Origin of the sequence: Streptococcus hyovaginalis DSM 12219 (assembly GCF_000420785.1) — a bacterium.
GTDB classification, from domain to species: Bacteria; Bacillota; Bacilli; order Lactobacillales; family Streptococcaceae; genus Streptococcus; species Streptococcus hyovaginalis.
In genome coordinates this window covers 89,929-101,834 of sequence record NZ_ATVP01000006.1, presented here as the reverse complement: position 1 = coordinate 101,834, position 11,906 = coordinate 89,929, and the positions used below count along the sequence as shown (strand labels likewise).

General features: G+C 39.4%; 11 protein-coding genes. All 11 read left to right on the top strand.

The annotated features are described in order from the left end of the window. Window position 1: 1 nt before the first annotated feature. Window positions 2–3,769: a phage tail spike protein gene (locus tag G574_RS0105555; RefSeq protein WP_029691331.1), complete on the top strand. Its 3,768-nt coding sequence runs from the start codon at window positions 2–4 to the stop codon at window positions 3,767–3,769. A gap of 11 nt (window positions 3,770–3,780) precedes the next feature. Then, entirely contained in the window at window positions 3,781–5,766 is a 1,986-nt protein-coding gene (locus G574_RS0105550) for a DUF859 domain-containing protein (protein ID WP_029691330.1), read from the top strand. A gap of 149 nt (window positions 5,767–5,915) precedes the next feature. Then, window positions 5,916–6,182, top strand: coding sequence for a hypothetical protein (locus G574_RS0105545; RefSeq protein WP_029691329.1), 267 nt, complete (start codon window positions 5,916–5,918; stop codon window positions 6,180–6,182). A 13-nt stretch (window positions 6,183–6,195) separates the two neighbouring features. Continuing rightward, the gene (locus tag G574_RS0105540; protein WP_029691328.1) at window positions 6,196–6,630 is read left to right on the top strand and encodes a hypothetical protein; all 435 of its coding nucleotides are present in this window, start codon (window positions 6,196–6,198) and stop codon (window positions 6,628–6,630) included. Beyond that, window positions 6,627–6,830: a phage holin gene (locus G574_RS0105535; RefSeq protein ID WP_029691327.1), complete on the top strand. Its 204-nt coding sequence runs from the start codon at window positions 6,627–6,629 to the stop codon at window positions 6,828–6,830. The genes G574_RS0105540 and G574_RS0105535 overlap by 4 nt, the downstream gene beginning before the upstream one ends. A 13-nt stretch (window positions 6,831–6,843) precedes the next feature. Further along, a complete protein-coding gene (locus G574_RS11890; protein ID WP_256090675.1) occupies window positions 6,844–6,978 on the top strand; it encodes a hypothetical protein in 135 nt (44 codons plus the stop codon). Further along, the gene (locus tag G574_RS0105525) at window positions 6,962–8,407 is read left to right on the top strand and encodes a peptidoglycan amidohydrolase family protein (RefSeq protein WP_029691326.1); all 1,446 of its coding nucleotides are present in this window, start codon (window positions 6,962–6,964) and stop codon (window positions 8,405–8,407) included. Before G574_RS11890 ends, G574_RS0105525 begins: the two co-directional genes overlap by 17 nt. A 70-nt stretch (window positions 8,408–8,477) precedes the next feature. Beyond that, complete coding sequence (locus G574_RS0105520) at window positions 8,478–8,663, top strand: competence regulator inhibitor paratox (RefSeq protein ID WP_029691325.1); 186 nt, start codon at window positions 8,478–8,480, stop codon at window positions 8,661–8,663. A gap of 351 nt (window positions 8,664–9,014) precedes the next feature. Next, window positions 9,015–10,106 (top strand): 3-phosphoserine/phosphohydroxythreonine transaminase, encoded by a 1,092-nt coding sequence (serC, locus tag G574_RS0105515; protein WP_029691324.1) that lies wholly within the window; start codon window positions 9,015–9,017, stop codon window positions 10,104–10,106. Continuing rightward, the gene (locus tag G574_RS0105510) at window positions 10,107–10,655 is read left to right on the top strand and encodes a GNAT family acetyltransferase (protein ID WP_029691323.1); all 549 of its coding nucleotides are present in this window, start codon (window positions 10,107–10,109) and stop codon (window positions 10,653–10,655) included. Between the two features lie 30 nt (window positions 10,656–10,685). After that, a complete protein-coding gene (locus G574_RS0105505; protein ID WP_029691322.1) occupies window positions 10,686–11,870 on the top strand; it encodes a 3-phosphoglycerate dehydrogenase family protein in 1,185 nt (394 codons plus the stop codon). Window positions 11,871–11,906 lie beyond the last annotated feature (36 nt).

Sequence of the window (11,906 nt, the reverse complement as noted above, 5' to 3'; positions counted from 1 at the left end):
AATGCTTTTAACAATTCATGATGCAAACTTGCAAAAGGTAGCATTTATTGATAATGATAAGCAGAGCACTTTAAATTACTATGGCGACACTTGGACTAGAGACTTACCGACGGGGTCATCAACCTTTGAATTTACAGTATATAAAAAGGCAATTAAATCAGATACAGCCTCGCAAAAAACCTATAACTATCTAAATGAGAAAGCTTTTGTTTCTTTTAAGTATCATGGAAAGAGTTATGTCTTTAGCGTGATGACAGTTGAAGAAAATGAGCAAACCATCAAATGTTATTGTGAAAATCTCAATCTTGAGCTTAACAATGAGTATGCTAACCCATATAAAGCCACTAAAGCTATGTCTTTTGTTGAGTATTGCAATGCGATGGATTTGTTGAATTTCACTTATCTTTCTGTTGGTATCAATGAAATTTCAGACCAAAAACGCACGCTTGAATGGGAAGGGCAAGACACAAAACTTGCTCGCTTATTAAGCCTTGCAACTAAGTTTGATGCAGAAATTGATTTTGATACTGAATTAAACGCAGATAGCTCAATCAAGGCTTTCAAAGTCAACGTTTACCATGAGTACGATGATAACCATCAAGGAGTGGGGCGTGTTAGAAATGATATCCAACTAACCTACGGTAAAAATCTGAAATCAATTAAGCGTAAGATTGATAAAACAGGTATCTATAACGCTATCCGCCCAACAGGTAAAGGGAAAACAAAAAACGCCAAAGGTGAAGAGGTAGAAACTGTTGTAACTATTGGTAGTTTAGGTGCATGGTCAGAAAATAATGTAGACGGAGTACGTGAATTTTACCAACGTGGAGAAATGCTTTACGCACCGTTGTCAATGCAAATGTACCCATCAGCCTTTACGAGTAAAACAACAAATGACCAGTGGATAAGAAAGGATATTGAGGTTGATAGTGATAACCCTACTGTTATTCGAGCGGCTGGTATTCGTGACCTCAAGAAAAATGCTTATCCCGCTTTAACCTATGAGGTAGATGGTTTCATTGATGTTGAGATTGGCGATACTATAAGAATAAATGATGATGGTTTTAACCCTATTTTATTGATTAAAGCTAGGGTATCAGACCAGAAAATCAGTTTTACAAATCCCAAAAGTAACAAGACCACGTTTTCAAATTTCAAAGCACTTGAAAATATTTTATCTGATGGTATTCAAGCAGCTTTTGAGCGACTTTTTGAGGCTGCAAAACCTTACACTATTAAGTTATCAACTGATAATGGAGTTATTTTTAAAAATCAAATTGGGCAAAGTTTAGTGACACCGACCTTATACAAAGGAGGTAAGCCAGTAGTAGCTGGTGTTACATGGCGTTGGTCACTTGATGGAGAAGTGACAACAGGTATGACTTATCTTGTCAAAGGCTCAAGCGTAGTTGATACAGTTACTTTGACAGTTGCGGCTTATATCGGCAATGATGAGGTTGCTGTTGATGAGATTTCACTCGTCAATGTCGTTGATGGTAAACTTGGCACACCGGGAACACCGGGGCGAGATGGTCGCACACCTTATGTTCATACAGCGTGGGCTAATAATGCAACAGGAACTGATGGATTTAGTCTTGATAGCTCAATCAATAAGCTTTATATCGGTATCTATACTGACTTTGAGCAAAATGATAGTACAGACCCAACACGGTACAAGTGGACGAAAATTAAGGGAGAAAAAGGCGATAAGGGAGACCCGGGACAACGTGGACTTGATGGCTTGCAAGGAGAAAGAGGAGAGCAAGGTTTACCCGGTAAAAATGGTGTTGATGGTCGTACGCAGTACACTCACATTGCATATAGTAACAGCGCAGACGGCTCTAAAGACTTCTCTGTAAGTGCATCTGACAGAGCCTATATTGGTATGTACGTAGACTTTAATAGTGCAGACAGCACCAACCCAACAGATTATGCTTGGACACTTGTTAAAGGCTCAAATGGGGCAAATGGTGTAGCTGGTAAAGCTGGTGTTGATGGTCGCACACCATACTTGCATATTGCCTATGCCACATCAAATGACGGCTCACAAGGGTTTAGTACAACGGATAGTGTTAATAAAACCTATATCGGTACATACACCGATTACACACAGGCAGATAGTACCAGCTATACAGACTATAAATGGACACTTATCAAGGGAGCAGATGGTAACGGCATTGCCAATGTTACTAACTACTATCTAGCTACCACAGCATCATCTGGAGTTACTAAGGCAACTACTGGATGGACAACAACACCGCAGCAGATTTCAGTAGATAAACGCTATTTGTGGAATTATCGAGTTGAGCTATACACCAATGGTACAAGTAAGGAAACGACACCAGCCGTTATTGGTGTACATGGCGAAAAGGGAGCTACTGGAGCGGAGGGCATCCAAGGTATTCAAGGTGTTAAGGGAGACCAAGGAATACCGGGGGCGAAAGGTGCAGACGGTAGAACCCAATACACCCATATTGCCTATGCTGACAATGCTACAGGTGGAGGTTTCAGTCAAACAGACCAGAATAAAGCCTATATTGGTATGTATCAAGATTTCAATGTCGTTGATAGCAATAACCCAGCCGCTTATCGTTGGACAAAGTGGAAAGGTTCGGATGGAGCTAATGGTGTACCGGGGGCGAAGGGAGCAGATGGAAGAACGACCTATGTCCACTTTGCCTACGCAGAAAGTGCAGACGGTAGAACAGGCTTTAGTCTAACGCAGACTAGCAATAAGAGGTACATAGGTACTTACACGGACTATACTGCCACGGATAGTCAAGACCCAACTAAATATAGGTGGGTTGATATGGTTGGTACAGTTGAGGTTGGTGTCAGGAATTATCTCAAAGGATATAGATATAACGAAGAAATACAAGTACCAACTTATCAAAATACAGGTAGTTTTATTCAAATCTACAACAAGTTGACCTATCCTCTATCAGAAGCTGATGGTAAAAACTTCACAATATCATTCGAAGCTATTTCTCCAAATGGCGATACTATTATACATGTTTATAATTCTAATGTAGGTCCTCAATATTTTTACTTTCAGTCTAATAATGTTGGAACAGTTACAACTACGTGGAAGAAATTCAAAACTACCATAAATCCCATCACTCAAACTACATACACGGCATCGACTAACTCAAACCGGATTGAAATCTATGCTCCGTCTAAAACTGGAGTTAAAGTCAGAAATATCAAAGTTGAGTTAGGTACAGTTGCCACCGACTGGACACCTGCCCCAGAGGACATCCAATCTGATATCGACTCAAAAGCTGACCAGTCTCTAACTCAAGAACAACTCAACGCTCTTAATGAGCGTAATCAAATATTAGAGGCTGAAATGCAAGCTAAAGCTTCTATGGAGGCGTTTAGCGAGCTAGAGAAAGCCTATAATTCATTTGTTGCAAAAAATGAAAAAGATGTAGCACAATCTGAAAAAGATTTAATTGAAGCTGGCAGAAGAATTGAGCTACTAACAACTCAATTTGGAGGACTAGCAGAGTTAAAAACATTTATTGATACCTATATGAAAAGTACTAATGAGGGCTTAATTATTGGTAGAAATGATGCAAGCTCAACTATCAAGGTATCTAGTGATAGAATTTCTATGTTTTCTGCTGGTAAAGAAGTCATGTATATTAGCCAAGGTGTTATCAATATTGACAACGGTATATTTACAGTGTCGGTACAGATTGGAAAATTCAGGACAGAACAGTATCACTTAAACGCTGACATGAATGTGATTAGGTATGTTGGATAAGGAGGGAAATAATGGCTGAATTTTGGTCAAACAATGATAGAGGTTACCGTATTAGGTTATGGATTGACCAAACCTCTCAAAATATTGGAGGAAATAGTAGTCAAGTTAGAGTAAGGCTAGCATTGCTGAATGGTGGTTATACTTTCGCTGATTATAACTGTTCCGCTTATGTTGATTTGAATGGGCAGCGTTTAAATTGGACAGGTCGCCCTTCTGTTTTAAGCAACAACAGCACACTCATGCTCATTGACAAAACTGTCACAATTACTCACAATGCTGATGGTAAAAAAAGTTTTGCTCTGTCTGCTAGATTTAGCGGTAGTGGTGGTTGGTCTCCAGGAACTCTTACCATTGGAAGTCATGCGTTTACTCTTACTACAATTCCTCGCTCTAGTTCTGTTACTGTTGCCTCTGGAATTATTGGTAGTTCTGTTACCATAAATATTAATCGTCAAAGCTCTAGTTTTAAGCATACTGTACGCTATACTTGGGGGAGCAAATCTGGAACAATAGCAAGTAATGTGGACACCGCTACAACTTGGACAATTCCAAACGATTTTGCAAATGATATTCCTAATAGTACAAGTGGTACTGGCACAATCTATGTTGATACTTACAGTGGTAGCACCAAGACTGGTACACAATCGGTTAGTTTTAGAGCAGATGTTCCGTCAAGCATGAAACCTACATTTTCTAATGTTACTCTGACAGACACCAATGGGGCTGCGGGAAATTTATTAACAGGTAATAATTTCTTACAAATTATTTCTAATGTCCAAGTTACTTTTAATGGTGCTAGTGGTTCTTATAGTTCCTCTATAGTGGGATATAAAGCTGAGATTGTAAATAGAAACCAGGTTACTACCTCAAATGGTGGCACACTGGGGATTATGAATTTTAATGGTTCTGCTACTATACGTGCCAGTGTCATTGATAGTCGAGGTAGGAAATCAGATACTAGAGATATTACTATCAATGTGATTGAGTATTTTTCCCCCATCTTGAGCTTTTCAGCGGTTAGGACAAGGGAGACCCCAAACATCGTTCAGATTGTCAGAAACGCTAAAATAGCCCCTATCACACTATCTGGTAGTCAAAAAAATGTGATGACTTTGACATTTAAGGTTGCTTCTCTAGGTAGCACAAGTTATACCGCTGATAACGGTAGTGCCACAGGTACTTTTACAACCCAACATACGCTAACTAATTCAGCTGCTAATATGGCAGGTAATTATCCAGCTAACAAATCGTTTACGGTTATTGGTACGTTGGCAGATAAATTTACCAGTATTGAGTTTTCAGCGACTGTTGCAACAGAAAGTGTGGTAATGAGCTATGACAAAGATGGTCGTGTTGGGGTTGGTAAAGTAGTTGAGCAAGGTAAGGCAGGTTCTTTAGATGTTGCTGGGGATATTTTTGCAGGAGGTAAACTGATACAACACCATCGGTTGACAAATAATAATGGTACTAGTCGAAATATTTTTGTTGATCCAGATACTATTGTTGAAAATGGCTTTTACTACCTACTAAGCGGACCAAACAGACCCTTTAATTCCAATGGTTACTTAATTGTAGAGCGTTACAATGCCGATAACAAATACATTGTACAGACATTTAAAAACGTATATAACGGCAATCAATACATACGAGTGATGACTAATGGTGTATGGAACCCTTGGGTAGAACAAGTTAGATCTGACCACCCAAACCTTGTTAACACAGGTTGGGTAGGTATCGGCAATGGCTTTAGTTATAAAAGGCTTGGGGAAACAGTTTATTTGAGATATAGCTTTGATACTAACGGGGTTCAGAGATTTTCGCCGGGAACTATATCAGCTGAATTAATACCAGGAAATATGATGTTTCCTATCACAAGCTGGACGTTTAGTCCTGATAGGTTAATCCATATCCAAGTCAACGCTGACGGAAGAGTCGAGTGGATAAATCAGTCGCAGTGGCGATTTAGATATGAAGGTCAGATTTCATGGGCAATTTAAAAATGCTATCAAGGTAGCGGGGGACTTAACGTACTATCAACACAAAATGGCACTAGTTATAGGGGGCAACTTTTATTGATGGTATAAACGTAAAAAACCCCATTTAATTTGCTAGATAATAGAGATATAACATAAAGGAGGTAAAGATTATGTTAAAAATCAACAAGACACGCCAAACAACGGCAGAATTTTTCGTCATCGAAGACAAACAGGAAAGGCTTGTAAAAACTACGGTAATCAACACAGATAATGATGCAGTATCGACAGTCTATGAAACATTACACGAACCAGAGCTTTATGCTAAACACCGACGAGACATGCGCAAGCATGAGCAAGAGCTGCGAGAGTTGCGTTATAAAATTGAAGATGAGATTTTAGCTGAGCTTGAAGCAGAGGAAACAGAACAAGTTAGCTGAGGGGGAATGATACGTGCCACCTTGGTTAAAAGATAGTGCTGTACTTGTTGCTCTTATTACAGTATCTGGTGGAACTTTTGGTACTTTAATTAGTACTGTAGCTAATTTTTTTATTAACCGTAGAGATACTGAGGTTAAGCGAGGTCACAGCGAAATTATTAAGTCATTGGATATATTAAAAAATGACAACGTCAAAATTAGGGCAGATTTATCAAACAATGCCGTTGAAGTTGCTAAGGTAAAAGCCAACTCAAAAGATATTACACGATACCGTCTTTTCCACGACATGACAAAAGAGATTATGGCTGGCTCAACTACTCTAGAGAAAAAGAGAGAGATAACCAAACTTTTTGACTCTTATAAAATGCTAGATGGAAATGGTGAGATTGAAATGATGTACAAAGAGGAATTTATAGATTTACCTTTGAGAGAGGAGAAAAATACATGAACCTAACAAACGGACAGTATGACGTAGCAAAAAAAGTAGTTACGGTTGTTGTACCAGCAGCTATCGCACTTATTACAGGTTTAGGGGCGTTGTATGAATTTGATACAACAGCTATTACAGGAACGATTGCTCTATTTTCAACATTTGCAGGTACTGTACTTGGTATTTCTAGCAAGAATTATCAAGCAGAAAACGAATAGTAGGGAGGCAGGCATGAAAACAATGGGAAAAGTGGTATTATTGCTAATGTTAGCTTTGATGTTATATCCACTTGCTTTTATTGCCATCATGCTTGACCCCTTTTTTAAATTATTTTTTGAGGAGGAAGATAATGGCAATAAATATTGAAACAGCCATCGCATGGATGTCATCGAGAGCTGGCAAAGTAACCTACTCAATGGACTATCGCAACGGTCCAGGGTCGTATGATTGCTCCAGCTCTGTATATTATGCCTTGATGTCCGCAGGAGCGATTACAGCAGGATGGGCTGTAGACACCGAATATCAGCATGATTGGCTCATAAAGAATGGTTATAAGCTTATTGCAGAAAATCAAGATTGGAACGCTAAACGTGGTGATGTATTCATTTGGGGTCGCCGTGGACAGTCTAGCGGCGCTGGTGGTCACACTGGTATCTTTGTAGACCCTGATAACATTATTCATTGCAACTATGCCCGAAACGGTATCACTGTAAACAATTACAATCAGACAGCTGCGGCTAGTGGTTGGATGTATTGTTATGTTTACCGTTTAGCCAATCAGCCAACAACAAGCCCATCAGGCAAAAACCTTGATACCTTGGTCAAGGAAACACTGGCAGGTAAATATGGAAACGGAGATAACCGTAAAGCAGCTCTTGGCAATCAATACGAGGCTGTTATGGCAGTCATCAATGGCAAGGTTACGACACCTAAAAAGACGATTGACCAGCTGGCTAAAGAGGTAATTGCAGGCAAACATGGTAACGGTGATGAGCGTAAAAAGTCATTAGGCTCTAATTATGATGCAGTACAAAAACGTGTTACTGAAATGCTAAAAGGTGGAACATCATCTAACGCCCCTAAAACGCCCACAGACAAGCCAAAAAGTGATGTGGTAAATTCCATCACGACCCCTAAAAAAGAAGAAACTGGGGCAACTGATAAAGCGACAGACACCAAAATGACAAAAGAAGATGGAGACTTATCTTTTAATGGGGCGATTTTGAAAAAATCTGTACTTGATGTTATCCTAGCAAAATGTAAGGAGCATAATATTTTACCAAGCTATGCAATTACTGTATTACACTTTGAAGGGCTTTGGGGCACATCAGCAGTTGGTAAAGCCGACAATAACTGGGGTGGTATGACTTGGACAGGTAAAGGAGAGCGCCCAAGTGGTGTTACTGTTACCCAAGGTACAGCCCGCCCATCTAATGAGGGTGGTCATTATATGCACTATTTAAGTGTTGATGATTTCCTTACAGATTGGTTTTACTTGCTACGTGCTAATGGCTCTTATAAAGTTAGTGGGGCAAAAACTTTTGTTGATGCCATCAAGGGCATGTTTAAGGTTGGTGGTGCAGTCTATGATTATGCAGCAAGTGGCTATGATAATTACTTAGTTGGTATGTCTAGTCGTCTTAAATCAATCGAGGCAGAAAATGGCTCACTTGATAAATTTGACAAGCTGACCGTCACGGATGTCGGTCAGTCTGACAAAATTGAGGTCAACATTGAAGGAGTTGAAATTTCCATCAATGGAGTAACCTATACAATTTCTAAGAAACCGGTATAAAAAATAAAAACCTAGAAAAATCTAGGTTTTTTGTACTTTTTTCGAATAGATAAGTAAGGAGGCAAGTAAAATGAATGACACGTTATATATTTTTTTAGAGGGTAAAGCTAAAGGTTGGTTTAGTGATACGGTTAAGGTAGTTAGAAAGAATGGTAAGATATTTGACTTTGTATTGGAGGGTGAAAAAGTACAACCTCATGAAGTAGTAAGTATCGAGGCATTGGATGATGTTGTAAAAGAAATTTCTTCTTATTGATTTCATGAACTTTGTTAGTAGTAGCTTATGCCCCAAATCTGCCCCAAAAGTTTATATTTTGAGGTTATAGGAGGTGTCAAACCTTACAAAAAATGCGATAAAATAAGGACTTTTTTCATTTTGGAACAACAAGGATTGTATAAAATAGTTCTTTAATAATCATAGGTTAACTATCCTTCCAATGTGATTGATAATGCTATTATAACATCTTGTGTTCGCTTTGTTATTAAAGATTTTTCGTTATGAAGGAAGAGGTCTTCCTTAAACAGACAGTAATATTTGTTCAAACATTCTGACAATTCCTATTTATTTATGGTATAATGAAGTAATTTTCATTGGAGGTGGGTCTTTATGACAATCTATAATTTTTCTGCAGGTCCTGCAGTGTTACCCAAGAAGGTGCTTGAAAAAGCTCAAGCTGAATTTTTGGATTACAATCATTCAGGGATGAGTGTTATGGAGTTGTCCCATCGTTCCAAAGAATTTGACGACATCATTCAGGATGCTGAAGCTCTGTTGCGTGAATTGATGCAGATTCCAGATAATTACAAAGTGCTCTTTTTGCAAGGAGGAGCTTCAACGCAGTTTTCCATGTTGCCTTTAAATTTAGCAAAAGGGAAAAAAGCTTATTATGTTGTTGCAGGTTCTTGGGGGAAAAAAGCCTACACAGAAGCTGTTAAACTATCTCAAACCATTGATTTTGAGCCGGTATTATTAGCCTCATCTGAAGACAGTAATTTCGACCATATCCCCGCTATCCCAGAAGATGGAATTGATCCAGAGGCGGCATATGTTCATGTGACAACGAACAATACTATCGAGGGTACCAGCCTTTATGATTTACCAGACACGAAAGGTGTTCCAATTGTTGCCGATATGTCGTCTAATATCTTGGCGGTTAATTATAATGTTTCTGACTTTGGTATGATTTATGCTGGTGCGCAAAAAAATATTGGTCCTGCAGGTGTGACCATTGTGATTATTCGAGAGGACCTTTTAAATAATGAACCAGCCTTGTCTAGTATGCTAGATTATCGCATCCAAGCAGATAATCATTCATTATATAATACCCCGCCGACCTTCGGTATTTATATGGCTAAGTTGGTATTTGAGCATGTGAAAGAGCTTGGCGGTGTTGCGCAAATGGAGAAAGTGAACCGTCAAAAATCGGGACTTTTATATGATTTTATTGATCAATCGGATTTCTATAGCAGTCCTGTCAAGCAGGCTACGGACCGTTCGGTGGCTAATATTCCATTTGTGACACCAAATATTGACTTGGATAAAGCCTTTAACCAAGCTGCAGATGAAGCTGGTTTTAAAAACATTAAGGGACACCGTAGTGTTGGTGGTATGCGTGCCAGTCTCTATAATGCTTTCCCAATAGAAGGTGTAGAGGCTTTGCTGGCCTTTATGAAAGATTTTGAGGAGGAACATCAGTAAATGGAGATTCGATTGGCGCATCCCAATGAAGTAACTGTCATTATGGAGATTATCGAGGAAGCTAGGGCCTTTTTGAAAGCTTCTGGAAGTGATCAATGGCAGGGAGAGTACCCCAGTGAAAAGGATATCTTTGATGATATTTTACTGGGTCGGGCATGGGTCGGCCTAGTTAACAATCAAATAGTGGCCTATACGGCTGTTATTACTGGTCAAGAAGAAGCTTACGAAGCTATTACAGATGGTCACTGGAAGCATGCTAACCCTAAGTATACTGTTTTTCATCGCATTGCGGTCAGTCAAAAAATGAGCGGTCAAAAAATTGCCCAAACCTTTTTACAAGGTCTGATTGAAGGTTTGCCGGGGCCAGATTTTCGTTGTGATACGCATCCAAAGAATCTGATTATGCAGCATATCCTTGATAAACTAGGCTACGTTTACTGTGGTAAAGTTCAAATCGAAGGCGAGCGTTGGGCTTACCAAAAAATAAAAACTAAAGCTGAAGCAGCAAGTTATCAAGAAGTTGACGAAGGATTACGTTACGATTTCTAGTGGTTAGAAAAGATAAAGAGGGAGAATTCAGTGGTATTTAGTGTAAAAACGTTTAATAATATTAATCAACTTGGTCTGAAAGAATTAGGAAATGCTTTTCAGATTGACGGGGATCTATCAGATAATCCAGATGCCTATATCTTACGTAGTCAAAATCTACATGGTGTGGCTTTCCCAGAAAATGTTAAAGCTATTGCTCGAGCTGGTGCAGGTACCAACAATATCCCTATTGATGAGGCAACTGAGGCAGGGATTGTGGTGTTTAATACCCCAGGAGCTAATGCCAATGCTGTGAAAGAAGCTGTTATCACGTCTTTATTGCTTTCCGCACGAGATTACTTGTCTGCTAATCGTTGGGCCAATACTTTGCGTGGTGATGATGTTCCTAAACAAATCGAAGCTGGTAAGGCACAGTTCGCTGGGTCTGAAATTTCGGGAAAAACCTTAGGTGTCATTGGTTTAGGGGCTATTGGAGCGAGAATCGCTAACGATGCTCGTCGGTTGGGGATGGAAGTTCTAGGTTATGATCCTTATGTCTCTATTGAGACTGCTTGGAATATTTCTAGCCATGTCCAGCGTGTGGATGATCTCAAAGCCATTTTTAGTCAATCTGACTTTATTACGATCCATGTGCCATTGACGCCAGACACCAAGCATACTTTTGATCGCGAAGCCTTTGCACAAATGAAAAAAGGAACTGTTATTATTAATTTTGCGCGTGCGGAACTAGTGGATCATGAGGCACTGTTTGATGCCTTAGATACCGGAGTTGTCAAACATTACATGACTGATTTCGGAACAGAGGAGCTTTTGAATAAAGAAGGTATTACCGTCTTTCCGCATGTTGGAGGCTCTACTGAAGAGGCAGAGTTAAATTGTGCCATCATGGCTAGTCAAACGGTAAGACGCTTTCTTGAAACGGGAGAGATCACAAATTCGGTTAATTTCCCTAATATGCACCAAGTGCAAACAGCCCCCTATCGTATTACATTGATCAATAAAAACGTCCCTAATATTGTGGCGGGTATTTCAACAGCAGTTTCCGATTTGGATATCAATATTGCAAATATCCTTAATCGTTCCAAAGGGGATTATGCTTATACACTCTTAGATTTGGATGAGGAAGATCGTCAAAAGGTTGATCAATTGGTCGCGTTATTTCAGTCGAGCGATAAGATTGTCCGAGTGCGTTTGATTCCTTTGGTAAAATCCTAAACTTTTGACAGTACCTTGCCATTATGTTAGGATAGA

What these genes read in the sequence shown, in the direction of transcription:
- G574_RS0105520 (WP_029691325.1), top strand. Translation starts at nt 8,478, where the DNA reads ATGAATGACACGTTATATATTTTTTTAGAGGGTAAAGCTAAAGGTTGG.
- G574_RS0105525 (WP_029691326.1), top strand. Translation starts at nt 6,962, where the DNA reads ATGGCAATAAATATTGAAACAGCCATCGCATGGATGTCATCGAGAGCT.
- G574_RS0105545 (WP_029691329.1), top strand. Translation starts at nt 5,916, where the DNA reads ATGTTAAAAATCAACAAGACACGCCAAACAACGGCAGAATTTTTCGTC.
- G574_RS0105535 (WP_029691327.1), top strand. Translation starts at nt 6,627, where the DNA reads ATGAACCTAACAAACGGACAGTATGACGTAGCAAAAAAAGTAGTTACG.
- serC (WP_029691324.1), top strand. Translation starts at nt 9,015, where the DNA reads ATGACAATCTATAATTTTTCTGCAGGTCCTGCAGTGTTACCCAAGAAG.
- G574_RS0105510 (WP_029691323.1), top strand. Translation starts at nt 10,107, where the DNA reads ATGGAGATTCGATTGGCGCATCCCAATGAAGTAACTGTCATTATGGAG.
- G574_RS0105550 (WP_029691330.1), top strand. Translation starts at nt 3,781, where the DNA reads ATGGCTGAATTTTGGTCAAACAATGATAGAGGTTACCGTATTAGGTTA.
- G574_RS11890 (WP_256090675.1), top strand. Translation starts at nt 6,844, where the DNA reads ATGAAAACAATGGGAAAAGTGGTATTATTGCTAATGTTAGCTTTGATG.
- G574_RS0105555 (WP_029691331.1), top strand. Translation starts at nt 2, where the DNA reads ATGCTTTTAACAATTCATGATGCAAACTTGCAAAAGGTAGCATTTATT.